General features: G+C 72.1%; 2 protein-coding genes. Both read left to right on the top strand.

The window, feature by feature from the left end:
• Positions 1-10 precede the first annotated feature (10 nt).
• Positions 11-2,056 carry an asparagine synthase (glutamine-hydrolyzing) gene (asnB, locus tag ACFVT1_RS15195; protein WP_389795311.1) on the top strand — a complete coding sequence of 682 codons (2,046 nt, stop codon included), beginning with the start codon at positions 11-13 and terminating at the stop codon, positions 2,054-2,056.
• Positions 2,053-22,083: an SDR family NAD(P)-dependent oxidoreductase gene (locus ACFVT1_RS15190; protein WP_389795310.1), complete on the top strand. Its 20,031-nt coding sequence runs from the start codon at positions 2,053-2,055 to the stop codon at positions 22,081-22,083. The genes asnB and ACFVT1_RS15190 overlap by 4 nt, the downstream gene beginning before the upstream one ends.
• The last annotated feature ends 177 nt before the right edge of the window (positions 22,084-22,260 follow it).

Below are 22,260 nucleotides of genomic sequence, written 5' to 3'. Positions count from 1 at the left end.
GAGACCCCGCATGTGCGGAATCGCAGGGTTCGTCTCGCCGTCGCTCGATACCGAAGCCGCGCCCGAGGTCATGACCTCCATGCTGTCACTGATCCGCCACCGCGGACCGGACGAGGCGGGCTACTACCTGAGTGACGGCATGGCCATGGGAACGGTCCGGCTGACGATCATCGACATCTCCCGGGGCGTACAGCCGATGGCGGATCCGACGGAGCGCTACTGGATCTGCTTCAACGGTGAGTTGTACAACTATGTCGAACTCCGTGAAGAGCTGCGGGGACTCGGCCACCGGTTCCGCACCCGTTCGGACACCGAGGTCTTCCTGCGGGCGTGGATCCAATGGGGGCCGGCGTGCCTGCCCCGGTGCAACGGCGCCTTCGCGGTCGCGATCCGGGACGCATGGTCCGGTGACCTCTTCCTGGCACGCGACAGATACGGCAAGCGCCCCCTCTTCTACGTCGACCGCACCCGTATCGACGGCGGAGGCGACCGGGGCGGGGAATTCCTCTTCGCCTCCGAGATGAAGGCGTTCCAGGCGTTCCCGGGGTTCCGTTTCGAACTCGACTCCGCCGAACTCGCCTCCACCTTCGCGGTGTGGACACCGCTGCCGGACCGGGCCCCCTTCCAGCACATCCGCCAGCTCCCCATGGGCAGCTGGATGGCCGTGGGCGGCGGCCGGACGACCCTGCGCGACTACACCGGACTCGACCTGGAGGCACCACCGTTCGACGGCACCGCGCGCGAAGCGGAGGCCTTCGTCCGCGAAACCCTCCGGCAGAGCGTGGAGCTGCGGCTGCGCAGTGATGTCGAAGTCGGGGTCTACCTGAGCGGCGGGCTCGACTCCTCGATCGTGACCAAGCTGACGACGGACCTCTCCCCGCGCGAGGTGCGCACCTTTTCGGTGGAGTTCGAGGAGGAGGCCTTCGACGAGTCGAGCAGCCAGCATGTCGTCGCATCGCATCTCCGGACACGGCACTCGTCCATCGCGGTGTCGAGCGCCGACATCGTGGAGAACTTCCCGGCGGCCGTGTACCACGCCGAAGTCCCGGCATTCCGCACCGCGTTCGTGCCCATGTATCTCCTCTCCCGCCACGTCCGGGACGCCGGAATACGGGTGGTCCTCAGCGGCGAGGGCGCCGACGAGGCGTTCCTCGGCTATTCGCTCTTCCGCGAGACACTGCTGCGCGCGTCGTGGAACGAACTGACGGACGCCGAGCGGATGACGAGGATCGGCAGCCTGCACCCGGAGCTGAGCCACTTCGATCCCGCGAACCGGGCACGGCTGGCGGGCCTCTTCGAGCAGTTCGCGGTGGAACGGCTACCGGGCCTCTTCTCGCACGAACTCCGTTACCAGAACGGCCGTTTCGCGGCACGCCTGTTGAAACGCCGTGACGATCCGTTCGCGGACCTCCTCGCACTCACGGGAGCGACCCCCGGATACGCCGCGCTGAGCCCGGTCCAGAAGGCCCAGTGGCTCGAATACAAGACCCTTCTCCCGGGCTATCTCCTCTCGACGCAGGGCGAGCGAATGAGCCTGGCGCACGGTGTCGAGAACCGCTGCCCGTTCCTCGATCCGGCCGTGGTGCGCGCGGCCGCTTCGGTGAACCTGAGGTTCGACGACGGCTCGGAGGAGAAGGCGATCCTCAAGAAGGCATTCCGCGGTGAGCTGCCGGAATCGAGCCTGAAACGACGGAAGCAGCCGTACCGCGCACCCGGTGCGACCGTCTTCAAGCAGCAGCGGCCGGACTATCTGGACCTGATCCTCTCGGACTCCGAGTTGAAGAAGATCGACTGCATCGACCCCGTATTCGCGCGGAAACTGGTGGAGAAAGTCATGGCCGCACCCGATCGGCAGATCAGTACGAAAGAAGACCAGGCCTTTCTCTACCTGCTCTCGACCGCCGTCCTCGACCACCGGTTCGTGAAGGGACGGGGCAGCCACCGGAGCACTTCGGCGGAGCCCGGCCTGGAGATCCGGACCATCCACGACCACCGGAAGGGCCGGAGGCCGGAGCCCTTCCGGCAGGTCTTCCCCCAGGCAGGAGGAATCCGATGAGTACGGTCGAACCGGCCCCCGCGACCGAGGACGTCGCGATCATCGGGCTCGCCCTGCGGCTTCCGGGCGCCGGCACACTGGAGGAACTCGGCGAGCACCTCGTCGCCGGCCGATCGCTCATCTCGGAGGTTCCCCCCGAACGCTGGTCCAAGGAGCACTACTTCGGGGATCCGAGAAGAGGCGCCCAGAAGACGAACAGCATCTGGGGAGGCTTCATCGACCACGCGGACTGCTTCGACGCGGACTTCTTCAACATCTCGCCGCGTGAGGCGGAGAGCATGGATCCGCAGCAGCGCATCGCCCTCGAACTCGCGTGGCAGGCCGTCGAGAACGCCGGATACGCGGCGGGCGAACTGGCGGGGACGGACACCGGCGTCTTCATGGGGGTCTGCCACGCGGACTACGCGGAGCTGATGGAACGCGAAGGAACCAGGACGGACGTCTATTTTCCCACCGGCACGGCCTACTCGATCATTGCCAACCGCATTTCCTACCACTTCGATTTCCAGGGCCCCAGCATCACCAACGACACGGCCTGTTCGAGCTCGCTCGTGTCGGTCTACGAAGCCGTCCGCGCCCTCCAGAACGGAGAGTGCGCTCTCGCGCTGGCCGGCGGAGTCAACCTGATCTGGTCGCCGAAGCACTTCGTCGCCTTCAGCCAGGCGGGCATGCTGTCCCGCACCGGTCGCGCGAGGGCTTTCGACGAGCACGCCGACGGCTACGTCCGCGGCGAAGGGGGAGGCGTCCTCCTCCTGAAACCCCTGGCGCGGGCCGTCGAAGACGGCGACCCCGTACACGCGGTCGTCAAGGGCGTCGCGACGAATCACGGCGGGCGGACGAATTCCCTCACCGTCACCAACCCGACCGCACAGGCCAATCTCATCGAACGCCTCTACACCCGTGCCGGAATCCGTCCGGAGACGGTGAGCTACATCGAGGCCCACGGCCCGGGGACGCCCGTGGGCGACCCGATCGAGATCATGGCCCTGAAGCGTGCCTTCCGGAACCTGCACGCGGCACAGGGCACGGTCGCCCGGCCCTCCAGCTGCGGGATCGGCTCGGTCAAGACCAACATCGGGCATCTCGAAGGGGCCGCGGGGGTGGCCGGAATCGCCAAGGTGATCAGCTCGTTCGCGCGCGGGGTGCTGCCCGCGACGGTCCACTTCGAGAAGCAGAACAGACTCATCCGGCTGGAGGACAGCCCGTTCCACGTCGTCCGGGACACCCAGCCCTGGGCCGCGCCTCCGGCGACGGCGGACGGGCGCATCCCGCCGCGCCGTGCCGGGGTCAGCTCGTTCGGCTTCGGCGGCACGAACGCGCACCTGGTGCTCGAGGAGCACCTCACCGGCGACGGCGCGAGTGGCGCACCCGACCGGGGCGCCCAGTTCGTACCCCTTTCGGCGAAGACTCCGGAACGACTGCTGGCCGTCGCGCGCAACCTGCGCGTCCATCTGCGCGAGCAGCCCTCGCAGAGGCTCCGGGACATCGCCCACACCCTGCGCGTCGGCCGTGAGCAGATGGCCGCGAGGGTCGCGTTCGTGGTGGCGGACCGGGCGGAACTCGACACACTGCTGGGGGCGTTCGCGGACGGAGCCGGCGAGGCCGGGCAGGTCCACCTGGGCGAGACGGTGCGAAGCGCGGGCGAGGACCCGACCGGGCCGAGGAGGGCAGCGGACGACTGGGTGCGGGGCGGGACGGCGGACCGGGCGGAGCAGGCCGGTGACCGGGGTGCCGCACGGACGGCGCCACGACGTGTGCGCCTGCCCGGGTATCCCTTCGCCCGTGAGCGCCACTGGTTCTGGACCCCGTCGCGGGACGCGGGGGCGGCGGTCGCGTCGCCGCCGGCGCGCGTCGGCGGCGTGCCCCATCCGCTTCTGCACATCGGCGACGCCGACCGCACCGGCGGACGCTACGGGGCGACCTTCAGCGGGCAGGAGCCGTTCCTCGCGGCGCACGTGGTGGGAGGCCAACGGGTGCTGCCCGCGGCCGCCCAGGTGGAAATGGTCCGCGCCGCGGTGGTGCGTGCGGCGGGGCGCGACGCGGCGTGGCCGGCGGTCGTCCGGCTTCGGAACGTCGTCTGGCGGCGCCCGCTCGTCGTGGGGGACTCGCCCGTCGACGTCGGCGTGGGCCTCGTCCCGCAGGACGGCGGCGCACTCGCCTTCGAGGTCTCCACCGGTACGGAATCGGCCGTGGTGCACAGTTCCGGCACGGCGGAGATCCAGGGGCCCGAGGAACCGGAACGGCTCGATCTCGACCTGCTGCGGGCCGCCTGCCCGGCGGAGCGCAGGCCGGCGGACGTGTACGCGGCGTTCCGGGACCGGGGTCTGGAGTACGGACCCGCGATGCGCGGGCTGAGGGAGATCCGCCTGGGGGCACGGGAACTGATCGCCCGCATCGAGAAGCCGCACGCCGGCCAGGGCACGGAGGCGGGCTTCGTCCTGCCCCCGAGCGTCCTGGACGCGGCCTTTCAGTCCTCGCTCGTGCTCCTGGCGGAGAGCGGGGGCGAGCGGTCCGGCGGTCCGGCGATGCCCTTCGTGTGCGAGGAACTGTCGGTGCACGGTCCCTGCGCGTCCGAGACATGGGCGTGGGTGCGGCGTCGCGGACAGCACAGCACGCTCGACGTGTTCGACATCGATCTCTGCGACGCCGAGGGCGTCGTGAGCGCCCGCCTGCGCGGGCTGGTCCAGCGGACGCACATTTCGAAGCAGGATCCCGGGACCGGCGCGGACGTCGTCACCGCCGCCGTCCGGTGGACGCCGTCGCCGCTCGCCCCGCAGGAGGACGACGCGGCGGCCGCCCCGTCCGTGCACGTGTACCTGGGTGGGAAGGCCGCCGCGCACCTGGCCGTCGTCGAAGGCATGACCGGCTTCACGGCCGCACGCCTTCCCGACGCCGCACCGGGTCATGTCGCCGACGGCGTCGGTTCCACCGCCGACCTGGTCTTCGGGCACGTCGCGGAGCTGGTCAGGTCGAGCCCCAAGGAGGCGCACCGGTTCGTCGTCCTGGTGGACGACCGGGTGCCGCGGCACGTGCACGCGCCGCTCACCGGGCTGTTCAGAACCGTCGTCCTGGAGAACCCGCGCATCTCCGGCCGCGTCGTGCGCGTCGCGGAACTCGACGCCGCCCCGCCGGAACGTATCGAGAAGACCCTCCGCGCGGAGGCGGCGGACCGGAGCGCCGACTGCGAGGTCCGCCACGCGCCGGACGGAACGCGCCACGTGGCACGCACCGTCGGCATCGACCTGGACGAGGGCCCCGAGACCCCGCCGCTGAAGAAGGGCGGGGTGTACTGGATCACGGGCGGTCTGGGCGGCCTGGGGCTGCACACCGCACGGTACTTCGGACGCCGCGTCGGCGTCACCGTCGTCCTGAGCGGCCGGTCGGCGCCCGGGGCGGCGAGTGAGGCGGCCCTGCGGGAACTGCGCGAGTCGGGCGTCGACGCCCACTACCTCCCCGTCGACGTGGGCGTGAAGGGTGAGGTGCAGCGCGCCGTCGACGCCCTCGTACGGGAGCACGGGCGGATCGACGGCATCGTCCACGCGGCGGGCGTCCTGCGCGACGCGTACATCTTCACCAAGGACGCGGCCGACCTCCGGGCGGTGCTGGAACCGAAGGTCGACGGAGTGCTCAACCTCGACGCGGCCTCGCGCGACCTCGCGCTCGACTTCTTCGTCGTCTTCTCCTCGGTGGCCGGGGTGTTCGGCAATTCCGGGCAGTCGGACTACGCGGCGGCCAACGCCTTCCTGGACGCCTTCGCCCGCCACCGTCAGGCGCTGGTCGACGCCGGTGAGCGGACCGGCAGGACCGTTGCCGTCAGCTGGCCGCTGTGGGCCGACGGCGGTATGTCCGCGGACCGTGTGACGAGGGAGGCGATGCGCAGGGAGCGCGGCTGGGAACCGCTCCCCACCGAGGCCGGACTCCGTCTTCTCGGCCGCACCCTCAGCGACGGGCCGCCGCATGTGGTGGTGGCGTACGGAGCCTCCGCGACACTCACGGCCGCTCCCGACCGCACGCCCCCGGCCGCGCCCGTCCCCGCACCGGCCCACGCCACTCCCGCCGTCGCCGGGGAGGAGCTGACGGAACGTACGACGGCTCTGCTGTGCCGTGTCCTGGGCGAGGTGCTGCACCGTGATCCCCGGACCATCGACGCGGCGGTCGATCTCGTCGAGTACGGGATCGACTCGCTCGCCATCCTGGAGACGACCGCATCGCTCGAAGTGCTCTTCGGCCCGCTCCCCAAGACCATCTTCTTCGAGCACACCACCCTCGAAGGCGTCGCCGGCCATTTCATCGCGGAACACGGCGAGAGGCTGCGGGCGATCCTCGACACCGAGGTCCGGCCGGTGCCCGCGCCCCCCGCACCGGACGCGCCGCACGGCACACCGGCCCCCGCCGCGCCACCACGGTGCGCACCCGGAGCCCGAACGGCCGGCGAACCGCCGGCCGCCCCCGCGCCGGACGCCGACGACCCACGGGCGCGGCGCGACGACCACCACGACATCGCAATCATCGGTGTCGCGGGGGCCTACCCCGGCGCGGAGACACTCGGCGACCTCTGGTCGATGCTTGAGGAAGGCCGCCACGAATTCCGGGAAGTACCGCGTGAACGCTGGGACCACGACGCGCTCTACAGCCGCGACCGGAGCGTCCTCGGCAAGAGTTCCATCCGTACCGGAACATTCCTCCGGGACATCGACATGTTCGATCCCCGGTACTTCCGGATCTCCAGGCGCGATGCGGAGAACATGTCGCCCGAGGTCCGGCTGTTCCTGCGGACAGCGGTGGACGCCCTGGAGGACGCGGGCTATTCGCGGGAGACGATCCAGCGGCAGTACGACGGCGACGTGGGCGTCCTCGCCGGGTCGATGAGCAACCACTACGGCCTGTACGGATTCCAGAACAGCCTCGTGCGCGGCTCCGCGGCGAGCGGCAGCTACACGGCGACGCTCCCCAACATGCTGTCGTACTTCTACGGATTCACCGGCCCCTCGATCTTCGTGGACACGATGTGCTCGGGGTCCTCGACCTGTGTGCACCAGGCCGTGCAGATGCTGCGGGCACGCGAGTGCAGGATGGCCGTCGCGGGCGGGGTGAACCTCCTCCTGCACCCGTACAACCTCATCACCTCGTCGCACGAGCACTTCACGACGACGACCTCGGACGTGATCCGGAGCTTCGGCCTGGGCGCGGACGGGACGATCCTCGGGGAAGGCGTCGGCGCCCTCGTCCTCAAGCCGCTCGTCGAGGCCGAGCGCGACGGCGACCATGTGTACGGGGTCATCAAGGGAACCGCCCTCGCCAACGCGGGTGTGCGCAACGGGTTCACCGTCCCCAGTCCGCGTATGCAGGCGCGGGCGATCGAGAAGGCGATCGACGACGCGGGCGTCGATCCGCGGACCATCGGCTACGTCGAGGCGCACGGATCGGGAACGTCGCTGGGCGACCCGATCGAGGCCAGGGCACTGACGACGGCCTTCCGGAAGTACACGCAGGACACCGAGTTCTGTGCGATCGGCTCGGTCAAGTCGAACATGGGGCATCTCCTGCACGCCGCCGGGATGATCGGCATCACGAAGGTGCTCCTCCAGCTCCAGAAGGGGAGGATCGCGCCCTCACTGCACAGTGACGTGACCAATCCGGACATCGACTTCTCCCGCACGCCGTTCCGTCTGCAGCGGCAGCTCGCCGCCTGGGAGCCCGTGGTGACGACGGTCGACGGACGGCGGATCACCCATCCACGACGCGCGGGGATCACATCGATCGGTGCGGGCGGGATGAACTCGCACATCATCGTGGAGGAGTACGTGCCTACGGACGACGGTGCGCACGGCGGGAGCGACGGGCGCGAGGAGCTCTTCGTCTTCTCCGGGACGAACGATGCCACCCTGGAGGCGTGGCTCGCCCGTTTCCGCGCGTATCTCGCAGCCGGCCCGGAGGCGGATCTCGCGTCGATCGCGTTCACGCTCCGCGTGGGCAGGAACGAACTCCCGCGCCGCTGGGCATTCCTCGCGAAGACCTCCGAGGAGGCCGTCGCCGCCGTGGACCGCTATCTGGCGGGAGACCGCGACCTCGGGGCGGCGCTCACGAGCACCGACCCGAGGTCCGAGGGCCCGCGCGAGCTGGCGACCGCGTGGGTCGACGGGAAGAACGCCGACTGGCGCGACGTGGAGGGGGGTTCACGCAGGCCCCGGCGGGTCCCGCTCCCCCCGTACCCCTTCGAGCGGGTGCGCTGCTGGGTCGCCCAGGAGAAGGGGGCACCGTCCGTGGTCGCACCGCTCGCCCTCCGCGAGAAGCTCCACCCGCTGCTCGGCAGGAACGAATCGGACGTGAGCGGGCTGCGGTACGTACTCGACGTACACCTCGACGACCTCCTCGACTACGGGTACACCTCGGGAGAGCGGCAGGACCGGACGCCCGGGATCGTACCGACGTACGCGATAGAGCTGGCGATCGCCGTCACCAGGGTCTCCGGATTCGCCGACGGCGCCGTCGTGCGCCGGCTCCGCCTCCTCGCGCCGGTCGCCTGGACGGCTGCCGCGCGCCTGGTGACGGTCTTCGACACCGCCGACCGCACGACGGCCTCCGGCGCGGTGTTCGTGGAGGAAGCCTCGGGAGCGCGGGTGGCGGTGGCGGAGTTCGACGTGCGGGCCGGTGGCGCCGCCGGGGCGCCGACGGTCCACTCGTCCCCGGCCGAACCGTTCGCGGGATTCCCGGCCGGAGCACCCGCGACCGGCGCCGCGGCCCCGCTCTCCCGCGCCGAGTTCCTCAGGGAACTGGCCGAGGGAGCCCTCGGCTACGCACCGGAACTCAGCGGCACCGAGCAGGCGTACCGCCTGGCGGACGGGCGGCTGGTGCTCGAAGTCGGCCCGCCCGAACTCCGGCGGGACCATGTGGGGCCGAACGTCACCCTCGCCCCGCACACCCTCGCGGCCGTCGCGCAGGGCCTCCAGTTCGAAGCGAAGCGGACGGGCTCACCGCACTGGGCACGGACCGCACCCCGCCGGATCGACGAGATCCGGCTCTTCGCCGACGGGAGCGGTGCCGCGGAGGCGGTGAGGTACGTCGTCTTCGACCTGACCGCCGAGCCGGACGGTCTCGGCGGGCGTGTGGGTCTGCTGGACCGGAACGGCGGGGTGGTCGCGGTGCTCTCGGACGTGTGGTGCGGCGACGGTGAAGCGCCGTGGACCGGCCCGGACGCGAGGGCGCGAGCGTCGGACGGAGCGGCGGGCACCGGCACGGAGACGGCGGAGACGGCGGGAGAGGTCCGCGGCGACCTCGCCGCCTACGCGGCGGACGAACTGCGTGACATGGCGAGCGGCATCCTCAAGTTCGACGCGGGCGAGCTCGACGCCCGTACGGGCTTCGACGCGTTCGGCTTCGACTCGATCTCGCTCGTCGCCCTGGCCGGGCAGGTGCGCGACCGGCTCGGCATCGACCTGACCCCCGCGGTCTTCTTCGACCTGAATACGTTCGACTCGCTGGGCCGGCACCTCGCCGCGGAGTACGGGGAACCCCTGCGCTCGGCCTACGAGCGGTCGCGTCCGGCGGCCCCGCCCGAGGAGCCCGACCCCGCCCCCGACCCCGCCCCCGGCAACCTGCCGCGATCCGCGGCGGTCCGGCGCCATGCGGCCGAGGAGGCCGTTCCCGGGCGGCCGGAGCCCGGGGCACCGCCCGTGCCGGTCGCCGTCGTCGGAGCCGCGGGGCGCTTTCCCGGCGCCCCCGATCTGGACGCGTACTGGTCGAATCTGGCCGAAGGGAGGGACAGCGTCACGGCGTTCCCCCTCCACCGCTACGACGCCGCCTACGCGCGCGTCGTGGAGTCCTCCGACTTCCCGCGTCACGCGGGCGTCCTCGACGACGTGGACGCCTTCGACGCGGCCTTCTTCCGGATCCTGCCGCGCGAGGCCGAGCTGATGGACCCCCAGCACCGACTGGCGCTCCAAACGGTCTGGAACGCGCTGGAACACAGCGGGTACGCCCCCTCCGGCCTGCCGAGGAACACCGGGCTCTTCTTCGGTGTCTCGGGGACCGACTACGCGACGCTCCTCGCCGCCCACGGCACCCCGCCCGACGCGTTCACCTCCACCGGGAACGCGCACTCCATGCTCGCCAACCGCATTTCCTACGTGCTCGACATCCACGGCCCGAGCGAGCCGGTCGACACGGCCTGTTCGAGCTCGCTCGTCGCAGTCCACCGGGCCGTCGAGGCGATCCGGTCCGGGGCCTGCGACGCGGCGATAGCGGGCGGGGTGAACCTTCTCCTCAGCGTCGACACGTTCGTCAGCGCGGGGCGGGCAGGCATGCTGAGCCCGGACGGGCGGTGCAAGACCTTCGCGAGCGACGCGGACGGCTACGTCCGGGGCGAGGGCGTCGGCGCCGTTCTTCTCAAGCCCCTGGCCGACGCCGAGCGCGACGGCGACGCGATCCTCGGCGTCGTCGTCGGCAGCGCCGAGAACCACGGCGGGCGGGCGAACTCCCTCACCGCACCGAACGGCGCCGCGCAGTCCGATCTCGTGGTGCAGGCGATGGGGGCCGTCGACCCGGGCACGGTCGGCTATGTGGAAGCCCACGGCACCGGCACGGCCCTGGGCGACCCCGTCGAGGTGCACGCCCTGCGGACCGCCTTCCAGCGGCTGGGAAGCACCGGCCGGGGCACCTGCGGACTGGGTTCCGTGAAGACCAACATCGGCCATCTGGAGGCCGCCGCGGGCATCGCCGGGCTCCTCAAGGTGCTCCTCGCGATGGAGCACGCCACCCTTCCGGCGACCCGGAACTGCGACGAGATCAACCCGTTCGTCCCACTCGACGGCAGCCCGTTCCGCATCGTGCGCGAACGCGAGGCGTGGGAGCGGCCCCGCGGCCGCGACGGCGTGCTCGCGCCGCGGCGGGCGGGGGTGAGCAGCTTCGGGTTCGGCGGTGCGAACTGCCACGTCGTCATCGAGGAATACACCGGGCCGGGCACGCCGGACACCGGTCGCGACGAGGACACCGGCAGCGCGGGGAAGCACGTCGCCGTCCCCCTCTCCGCACGTACACAGGAGCAACTCCGCGAGCGGGCGCGGATGCTGCTCGCCCACCTGGAGAGGACGCCCCGTCCCGCCCCGCTCGGCTCGATCGGCTGGACGCTCCAGGCCGGGCGCGAGGCCATGGCCGAACGAGTGGGCTGGACCGTCGCATCGCACGACGAACTCGCTGAGGAGCTCCGCGCGTTCGTCGGGGGCAGAGCGTCCGGTCCGCAGGACGGCACGGGGCCGGGCCGCGGCACGGAAACCGCCGAGGTGCTCGCCCGCTGGAGCGCGGGCGCCGATGTCGACTGGCAGTCGCTGTACGGCCGCGCAGCCGGTTCCGCCCGGCCGCGGCGCACCCATCTGCCCACGTACCCGTTCGCACGGGACAGGTACTGGATCCCGGCCGGCGGTGCGGGGACCGGCGCTGTCGGCACCGGCGCGGTGCAGGACCCCGGTCCCTCGATCGGGACGACACTCCTGGTCCCGCGCTGGACGTCGAAGCCCGCGACGGCCGACCGGTCCGGCGAGGACCCGTACCGGCGCCATGTCGTCATCCTGTGCGGTGCCGCGGCGACCGCGCGCGACAGCGTCGGAGGCCGCCTGCCCCATGCGCGCTGCCACACCGTCACGACGACGAGGACGCGCCCGGAGAGCCGCTTCACCGACCTCTCGCGGCAGGTGTTCGAGATCATCCGCGACATCGCCACAAAGACGCCCGACGGACCCGCGTTCGTGCAGGTGGTGACACCGGCGGGGGGCGCAGAGGCGGTCGGCCTGGCCCTCACGGGACTCCTGCGCACGGCATCGCTCGAACACCCGGTCGCCGGGCAGGTTCTCGGACTCGAAGGTGAACACGGCGCGGACGAGATCGCGGCGATCGTCGTGATGAACGCGCGACACGCGGAAGACGAACTCGTGCTTCACCGCGGCGCCGAACGCCAGGTGCGGACCTGGGAGCCGAAGACGTCCGACGGCACGCGCACGCCCTGGCGAGCTCGGGGCGTGTACCTGATCACGGGCGGCGCCGGCGGCATCGGTGCCCTCGTGGCGCGACGGATCGCACGGGACGCCGACGGCCCGACGCTCGTCCTCGTCGGCAGGTCCCCGCAGGACGCACGCGTGGACCGGCTGCTCGCCGAACTGCGGGAAGCCGGCGCCGCGGCCCGGTACGCCGTCGCGGACGTCTCCCGCTGGGAGGAAGTGCGGCACCTCGTCGCGCGCGTGGACGAGGAATCCGGCGGAATCCACGGAATCGTCCACGCCGCAGGCGTGATCCAGGACGCCCGCCTGGTGAACAAGACCGCCCAGCAGTGGGACGAGGTACTCGCCCCCAAGGTCGACGGCGTGGTCCACCTGGACCGGGCCACGGCGCACCTGGCGCTCGATTTCCTCCTCGTCTTCTCCTCCGGTGCCGCCGTCACCGGAAACCCCGGTCAGTCCGACTACGCCACCGCGAACGCCTATCTCGACGCGTACGCCGCCGTGCGCAACACACGCGTGGCCGCGGGCGAGCGCGCGGGCCGCACGACGGCGATCGCCTGGCCCCTCTGGAAGGACGGCGGGATGACCGTGGACGACGCGGCACGCGCCCGCCTCCGACAGGACCGGGGCCTGGTTCCCATGGGGTCGGACGAGGGGGTCGAGACGCTCCTGCGCGCCTGGCGGCTCGGCGAGGCCGGCGAGGACCGCGTATGGGTCCATCACGGCGAGACGGCGAAGGCCGTGCCCGGGTCTGCGAACACGGCGGAGGCCGTGCCCGGGTCTGTGAAGGCGGCGAAGGCCGTGCCCGCGTCCGCCCCGTCGCCCGCTGTTCCGCGGAGGACGCCGACCGCGGGCCGTGCACGGGAGACGCTCCGGTCCGTCGTCGAGCTCTTCGCCCGGGTCACCAAGCTCCCGGTCGACGTCGTCGACGCGGACAGGCCGCTCGCCGACCTCGCGCTCGACTCGGTCATGGTCGTGCAGCTCAACAGGGAACTGTCCGCGCTGTACGGCGAGGTCCCGACCACCCTCTTCTACGAATTCCCGACGCTGCGCGCCGTCGCCGGGCGACTCGCCGGGGAACACCCCGCGCCCGCTTCTGCTTCCGCTTCCGCTTCCGAAAGGACGGACGAACCGGCCGCAGCGGTCACCGCGCCGGCACCACGGCACTCGCCCACCGCGCCCGATGCCGTCGGCCGTCCCGGCCGGGACGACGCGATCGCGATCATCGGAATGAGCGGGCGCTATCCGCAGGCCGGGAACACCGAGGAGTTCTGGGAGAACCTCAAGGCGGGGCGCGACTGCGTCACCGAGATTCCGCCCGGCCGATGGCCGCTCGACGGCTTCTACGAACCGGATCGTGCCACAGCCGTCGCCACGGGCCGCAGCTACAGCAAGTGGGGCGGATTCCTCGACGACTTCGACGCGTTCGATCCGCGCTTCTTCCGGATCGCCCCGCGTGACGCCTATGCGATGGACCCGCAGGAGCGCCTCTTCCTCCAGGCCGCCTGGGAAGTGATCGAGGACGCGGGCTACACCCCCGAGGAGCTGGCGCGCCGCCACCAGCGGCGGGTCGGCGTCTTCGCCGGCGTGACCAAGTCCGGCCACGCCCGGCACGGCGCGGCGCTCCTGCCGTCGGGCGAGACGATCGTGCCGTCGCTCTCCTTCGCCTCGCTCAGCGCACGGACTTCGTACGTCCTGGACCTCCGAGGACCGAGCCTCACGGTCGACACGATGTGCTCGTCGTCGCTCACGGCGATTCACGAGGCATGCGAGCATCTGCGCCGGGGCGCCTGTGAGCTGGCCGTCGCCGGTGGGGTGAACCTCTATCTGCATCCGTCCGACTACGTCGAACTGTGCCGTTCCACCATGCTGTCGTCGCAGGCGCACGTACGGAGCTTCGGCAGCGGCGGTGACGGCTTCGTGCCCGGCGAGGGCGTCGGCGCGGTGCTCCTGAAGCCACTCGGCCGGGCCGTCGCGGACGGGGACCGGATCCTCGCCGTGGTCCGCGGGACGAGCATCAACCACGGCGGCCGGTCCAACGGCTACACGGTGCCCAGCCCGACCGCCCAGGCGGAGCTGATCGGCGACGCGCTGACCCGGGCCGGGATACCGGCGCGGGAGCTGGGCTACGTCGAGGCGCACGGCACGGGCACGGAACTGGGCGATCCGATCGAGGTGCAGGGGCTCTCGCTCGCCTTCGGACAGTCGACGCGGGAGAAGCAGTTCTGCGCGATCGGATCCGTGAAATCGGCGATCGGGCACCTGGAGGCCGCCGCGGGCATCGCGGGCGTCACCAAGACCGTGCTTCAGCTCCGGCACCGGACACTCGTGCCGAGCCTGCACAGCGAGGAACTGAACCCTGGCATCCGGTTCGAGGAGACGCCGTTCTTCGTCCAGCGGACCCTCGCGCCCTGGGAGTCGAAGGGCCCGCGGATCGCGGCGGTCTCGTCCTTCGGAGCGGGCGGGTCGAACGCGCACGTCATCATCGAGGAGTACGTGGCGAAGGACGCCGCACACCAGGTGGCCCGCGACGAGGGGGCCGAGCACCTGGTCGTGCTCTCGGCGCGGACACCGGAGCGGCTTCGGCAGGCCGCCGCGCGCCTGGTGGCATTCCTCGAACGCAGTGACCCGGAGCGCGAGGACATCGCTCTGGCCGATCTCGCTTTCACCCTGCAGACCGGACGTCAGGCGATGAAGGAACGCCTGGCGTCGACCGTGTCCTCCCTCGCCGAGCTCCGTCGCGTACTGCGTGAGTACGCGACGGCGGGGGACGGGGCGGCGATACCGGGCCTCCACCGGGGCGGTGCCGGGCCCGCCCGGGGCGCCGTCGCCGAGATCGCCGCCGACGAAGACCTGCGGGAGCTCCTCGTCGAGCGGTGGGCCGGAGCGGGGAGGCTCGACAAGCTGGCCGCTCTCTGGGTCGACGGCGTGGAGCTGGACTGGGGGAAGCTGCACCCGGCGCCGCTGCCCCGCCGGGTGTCCCTGCCGACGTACCCGTTCGCGAAGGACCGGTTCTGGATCGGGGACCTGGCGCCGGTTCGGGGTGCTGAAACCGTCGGCGCCGCGGCCACCGCCGTACCGCAGCCCCGGGACGGCGCCCCTCGCGACGGAGCCCGCACCACGGGTGATGCCACGCGTGACGAGAGCGTCGCCCGCACCGTGCGTGCGAAGATCGCGGAAGTGCTCGCCATGCCGCAGGACGAGATCGACGGCGGGCTCGCGTTCGCCGACCACGGACTCGACTCCATCCTCGCGGTCCGTCTCGTGCATCTGCTCAACGAGGCGTTCGGACTCGACCTCTCGACCGGCGTCGTCTTCGATCACAGCTCGCCCGATCGCCTCGTCGCGCATCTGCTCGCGGAGTACGGCGCCATGGGCGTCCCGGCCCCGGACGCCGCCGTCGCGGCCCGCCCCGGGACCGCGCCCGCCCCGGGCCCCGCCCGTCCGGCCGCCGACCGGTCGCCGGTCGCCATCGTCGGAATGAGCGGGCGCTTCCCCGGATCCGACACCCTCGACGACCTCTGGACACACCTCGTGAACGGCGACGACCTCGTCACCGAGGCGACCCGCTGGAATCTCCGGGGCACCGGCAGCGACGGATCGCCGCGCTGCACGAGCGGCGGATTCCTGGACCGGATCGACGCATTCGACCCGCAGTTCTTCGGGATCTCGGGAGTCGAGGCCGCGGCCATGGACCCGCAGCAGCGTCTGCTCCTCGAAGAGGCGTGGAAGGCGCTGGAGGACGCGGGATACGCCGGCGGGCAACTGGACGAAGCCCGTTGCGGCGTGTACGTGGGCTGCTGGAACGGGGACTACCGGGAGGTCGTCGGGGACGACGGGCCCGCACATGCGTTCTGGGGGAACAACGCGTCCCTCATCCCGGCCCGGGTCTCGTACTTCCTCGACCTGAGGGGTCCCGCGCTGGCCGTCGACACCTCGTGCTCCAGCTCGCTCGTCGCAATCGACCTGGCCTGCCGCGGGCTCTGGTCGGGCGAGATGGACACGGCCCTGGCGGGCGGAGTCTTCGTCCAGTCGACGCCCCGTCTCTACGAACTGGCCGGACGCGCCGGAATGCTCTCGGCGACCGGACGGTGCCACACCTTCGATCAGCGCGCCGACGGTTTCGTGCCGGGCGAAGGCGTGGGCGTTCTCGTGCTCAAGCGGCTCGAAGACGCCCTGGCCGACGGCGACCACATCCACGGAGTGATCCGCGCCACGGGCAGCAACCACGACGGTGCGACCAACGGGATCACGGCGCCCAGCTCCGTCTCGCAGGAGCGCCTGCTCCGGGACACCTACGCGTCCTTCGGCGTCGACGCCGGGACCATCCGGCTCGTCGAGGCGCACGGAACGGGAACCCCGCTCGGCGACCCCATCGAATTCTCGGCGCTCGACCGGGCGTTCCGGGCGGGCACCGGGAGGACCGGATACTGCGCGCTGGGCTCGATCAAGACCAACATCGGCCACACCCAGTTCGCAGCGGGCATCGCCGGCGTGTTCAAGGTCCTCCTCGCCATGCGGCACGAACGGATCCCCGCCTCGCTCCACTTCGAGACCGCGAACGCCGCCATCGGCCTCGACGGCAGTCCCTTCTACGTGAGCACGCGCGACCACCGTTGGGAGACTCCCCCCGACGGCGGCCCCCGGCGCGGTGCTGTCAGCTCCTTCGGCGCGAGTGGTACGAACGCGCACCTCGTGATCGAGGAGGCACCGGCCTCCTCCCGCACCCGTACGCCCCGCCCCGCCCACCTCGTCCTCCTCTCGGCCCGCTCGCGCGGGCAACTGGCCCAGCAGGTCGCTCGGCTGGCGGCACACTGCCGCCGTGCGGACTCCCCGGATCCGGGGGACCTCGCCCATACGCTCGCGGTCGGCAGGGCCCGATTCGCCCACCGGTTCGCCTGTGTGGTGCGGGACCGCGCCGAACTGCTGAGGATCCTCGACGCAGGGCTCGACGGAACGGACGCGTTCACCGGCTGCGCGGCGCCGAGGGACCGGACCGGGGCGGGCCCGGAACCGGGTGGGGGCGACGCGTGCCTGCGCCGCTGCGCGGACCCGGTACGGGCCTCCTCCGCCGAGACCCACCACGCGGATCTCACCGCGCTCGCCGGCTACTTCGCCCAGGGAGCGGAACTCGACTACGGCGCGGTGTTCGCGGCGGGAACCCATCTGCGGGTGCCGCTGCCGACATACCCCTTCGCCCGGGAGAGCCACTGGGCGGGGCCCCTGCCTCCGGCCGCCCCGGCCGCGCCGCTCCGTGCCGCGCTGCACCGGCCGGTGGTGGCGCATCCGCTGATCCACGAGTCGTCCGCCGTGGAGAACAGGGCGGACGTGCCGGGCACGCTGCGTGCCACCACCGTCTTCAAGGGCGACGAGTCCGTCCTGCGCGACCACACCGTGCGCGGACAGCGCGTCCTCCCGGGCGTCGTCCACCTCGAAATGGCACGGGAGACCGCGGTCCGTGCGCTGGGCCTCGACGCGACGACGCCCCTGCGGATGAGCGACATCGCCTGGATGCGGCCGATCGTCCAGGACGGAGCGCCCCTGAGCGTCGAAGTCCTGGTGAAGCCGGCGACGGCGGAGGGCGACGACCTCACCTTCGAGATCAGCTCGCGGGCCGAGGGAGCCACCGACTCCGTCGTGTGCTCCACAGGGCGCGTATCGGTCTCCGGCACGCCCCGCCCCGCCCGCGTCGCACTCGCGCCGCTTCGCGCGAACGGCGCGCGAACCGTATCCGCCGAACGCATCCGCGAGGCACTGGCCTCGATGGGGATCGTCCACGGGCCGTCGCTCCGTGCCGTCCGCGAGGCATACGTCGGTGACGGTACCGTCCTCGCCGAACTCGACCTGCCGCCCGAGGCGGACCCGGCCGCACCGTACGTCCTGCACCCGGCCCTGACGGACTCGGCCGTCCAGGCGTCGATCGCGCTCCACCTCACCGACGGCGCGGAACCTCCGGAGACGGTGGTGCCCTTCGCGCTCGACCGCGTTGAGCTCCTGGCCCCGTGCCCGGCCCCGGTGTGGGCCGTCGTCCGGGTCGCCGACGCGGCGCGGGCGGTGACCCCGCTGAGCCGACTCGACGTGGACCTCGTCGACAAGGACGGCGACGTCTGCGTCCGCATGACCGGTTACACCGCGCGCAGGGCCAAGGAACCGGTGCCGGACCTGTTCGCACCGGTGTGGGAACCCGTACCCGGGCCCCCGGCCGGCGGGCGTGTCCCGGACCCGGACCATGTCCTGGTGGTGGGAGGAACGGCCGGCCAACGGGCCGAGCTCGCCCACCGGTACCCGCGCGTCACGGCATGGGACCTCGTCCCCGGAGCATCGACGGACGAGCTGGCCGGCCGGCTCCGGACCACCGCTGCGGTCAGCCACCTCGTCTGGATGGCGCCGGACGCGGAACCGGACACCCCCTCGGCACTCGCACCGACGGACACCGCCGGCTTCGTCGCAGCCCAGGAGGAGGGCGTGATCGCGGCCTTCCGCATGATCAAGGCGCTCATCCGTACCGGGCACGACGCACGCCCGCTCGCCGTCACACTGGTCACGCGGCGCGCTTTGGCCACGCACGACACGGAGCCGACGGCGCCTGCCCACGCGGGGCTGCACGGCCTCTTCGGGTCACTCGCGCACGAGTACGCCCACTGGTCGGTCCACCGGACCGACCTCGACACCGCCGCCCCGCCCGCGGATCTCCTGGCCCTCCCCGGGCATGCGGCGGGCGACACCCTGGTGCGCCGCGCGGGCCAGTGGCTGGTGCGACGCTGGGTGCCCGACGAGCCGGGGAACGCCGAGGAACAGGCGTACCGGGAAGGCGGCGTCTACGTCGTGATCGGCGGCGCGGGCGGACTGGGCACCGTATGGACCCAGTACGTCGTGGAACGCTACGGCGCGCACGTCATCTGGATCGGGCGGCGCCCGCAGGACGCCGAGATCGATGCGAAGCTGCGCAGCTGCCGCGGTGATGTGCGCTACGTGTCCGCGGACGCCGCGGACCCCGCCTCGCTGCGCCGCGCCCGCGCACAGATCAAGGAGCACCACCCGCGGATCCACGGCGTGATCCAGGCAGCGCTCGTGCTGCGGGACCAGAGCCTGGCCAGGATGGACGAAGCGACACTCCGCGCAGGTCTCACGGCGAAGATCGACGCGGGCGTCGCCACCGCCGAGGCCTTCGCGGACGACGCCCTCGACTTCCTGCTGTTCTTCTCGTCGGTCCAGTCGTTCACGACGGCCGCCGGGCAGAGCAACTACGCGGCGGGATGCACCTTCGGCGACGCCTACGCCCACCACCTCTCCCGGCATCGGACCCACCCGGTGAAGGTGATGAACTGGGGCTGGTGGGGGAGTACCGGCAGCGCCTCGTCGGAACGGCACCGGGAGAGCATGGCGCGCTGGGGGCTCGTCTCGATCGAGCCGCCCGAGGCGATGCGGGCGCTCGAAACGCTCCTCGGCGGTCCCCAGCGGCAGGTGGGCTTCATCAGGTCGAGGCGGCCCGACGCCCTCACGGGCATCGATCCGGGCGCACGGGTGACCGTGTACGAGCGGGCGCGGACCCGCGTCGCACCCGACGCGGTCGTGGCCGGAGTCGGCGCTCCCGCCGAGCGCGAGGTCCTGCGCGCGGTCGCCGCATGGCGCAGGACCGAACGCGATCCGCTCCTCGCACGCCTGCTCCGCGCACACCTCGAAGCACTCGGCGGCCTGCCCGGTCCCGGAACTCCGGACGCCCGCGGTCGTGACACCCGCGTCACGGAACTCCGTGACCGCGCCGGAATCCTGACGAGGTACGACACGTGGCTCGATCACGCGCTCCGCGTCGTGCCGGCGTCGGCCCCGCCGCTGGAGGACGTCCGACGCGAGTGGGACCGGTACCGCGCGCAGTGGTCCGCCGACCCCGACAAGAAGGCCGAAGCCGCCCTCCTCGACGCCACGCTGCGGGCACTGCCCGACATCCTCACCGGCAGGACCCGGCCCACCGACATCCTGTTCCCGCAGGGCTCCGTCGCCCTCGTCGAAGGCACGTACCGGAACAACCGGGTCGCCGACATGTACAACCGGGCCATGGCCGACGCGGCCACCGCCGTCGTCGCCGAGCGGCTGCGGCTGGACCCGGGCGCGCGCCTGCGCATCCTGGAGATCGGCGCGGGCACGGGCGGCACCAGCGTCGGCATGTTCGCCGCGCTGCGTCCCTTCCAGGAGCACATCGAGACCTACACGTACACCGACGTCTCGAAGGCGTTCCTGAACCACGCCCGGACCGCGTACGGGCCACGGACGCCGTACCTCTCGTACGCCCGCTTCGACGCCGAACGGCCGCTCGCGGGACAGGGCGTGGAGGGCGGGAGCTACGACCTGGTCGTCGCCGCCAACGTGCTGCACGCGACGCGCGACACCCGCAACACGATCCGCAACGCGAAGGCGGCCATGCGCGACGGAGGCTGGCTGCTGCTGAACGAACTCGCCGCCTTCGACATCTTCAGCCATCTCACCTTCGGACTGCTGGAGGGCTGGTGGCTCTTCGAGGACGACTCGCTGCGCGTACCCGGCTCACCGGCGCTGTCGCCCGACAACTGGCGCGAGGTGCTGGAGAGCGAAGGGTTCCGGTCGTCCGTCTTCGTACTGCCGCAGGCCCACGAGCTCGGGCAGCAGATCATCGCCGCCGAGAGCGACGGAATCGTGTGCCAGGCGGGGACCACACCGGGACACCGGACATCCGCGGCGCGGCGATCGCGCCCCCGGCCGGAGCCCGACGCCGGCACACCGCCGCAACCGGTTCCCGCCCCGGAACCCGTGCCGGCCCCGGAACCCGCCCCGGAACCCGGGCCGGCCCGGACGGGGCAGGCCGAGGCCGGGACGGGGACCACGCCCGCTCCCGCCGCGGAGAGCCGCTCCGGGACGATGGCGGGGTACCTCCGTGAACAGGCGGCGCGGACCCTCGGTATTCCGGCGGAACGGATCGCTCTCTCGACCCCGCTCAGTGACTACGGGATGGATTCCATCCTCGTCCTCCAGCTGACGAACGCCTTGCGCGAGGATCTCGGCGACGTCTCGTCGACCCTGCTCTTCGCCGCCGAGTCGGTCGGAGAACTCACCGCCCACTTCATCGAGACCGGCGGTCCCCGCGTGGACGCCCTCATCGCGCGCCTGCGGCCCGAGACGGCCGGACCGGCCCCCTCCGCCACCGCCTCCCGGACACCTGGGGCGGACACGTCACGGGCACCGGCACACCCCGTCGCCCAGCTCTTCCGCACGGCGGTGGAGACCGGCACGCCGGAACAGGCCGGTGACCTGCTGTCCGCCGCCGCACGACTCCGGCCCACCTTCGCGGCCGGAAACGGACCCGCGCCGGAGACCCTGCGGTTGTCGGACGGCGAGCAGGAACCGCCGCTGGTCTGCCTGCCGTCCCTCGTCGCTCCCACCGGGGCGTACCAGTACGTGAAGTTCGCCTCCGCGCTCCGCGACCGCCGGCAGGTGTGGACGGCCTCCGCCCCCGGATACGCGGCCGGGGAGCCACTGCCCCTGAACCTGGAAGCGGCCGCGGACGCACTGGCGACGACGCTGCTCAAGCGATTCCGGGACCGCCCGTTCGCGCTCGCGGCGTACTCCTCAGGGGGCTGGCTCGCCCATGAACTCGTACGACGGCTGGAGACCGCCGAGGCCCCGCCCGCCGCGCTGGTGCTGCTCGACACACCCAGGTCGCCCGGTCCTGCCATGGCCCGCGGGATGTCGGTGATCACCCGGCGCCTGCTCGAACGGTTCCCGCAATTGCCCGTCGTCGACGAGCAGTTCACGGCGATGGCATGGTACGGGCAGCTGCTCGAAGGCTGGCGGCCCCGGCCGGTGGCCACCCGGACCGTGCTGGTGGGGGCCGCGGACGTCAGGGCCCTGTCCGGCCTGCTGGGCGACGGGACGCGCGTCGGCTGGCCGCTGGAACACGAGCGGCTGGAGGTGGCGGGCGACCACTTCTCCATGCTTGAGGACCATTCCGCGCCCACAGCGTTCGCAGTGCATCAGTGGCTGTGCGGGCACGTCCGCACCGGGTGAAGCGGAGACGAGAGGGAAACGGCCCGATGTGTGCCGACCGGGGTGGGACGGGTCCGGTTCGTCCCCCTGCGGGCGCGCCCAGGATATGTCTGCACGCCATCGGGCAGAGCCGACGGACACGCCCCTTCGGGGCGGGAATCCGGGTGCATTCGGCGGCCCGGTCGCTTGGTGCACGGC

The sequence above is a fragment of the Streptomyces sp. NPDC057963 genome (assembly GCF_042887155.1).
Lineage (GTDB): Bacteria > Actinomycetota > Actinomycetes > Streptomycetales > Streptomycetaceae > Streptomyces.
This window is presented reverse-complemented; position numbering and strand designations above follow the sequence as displayed.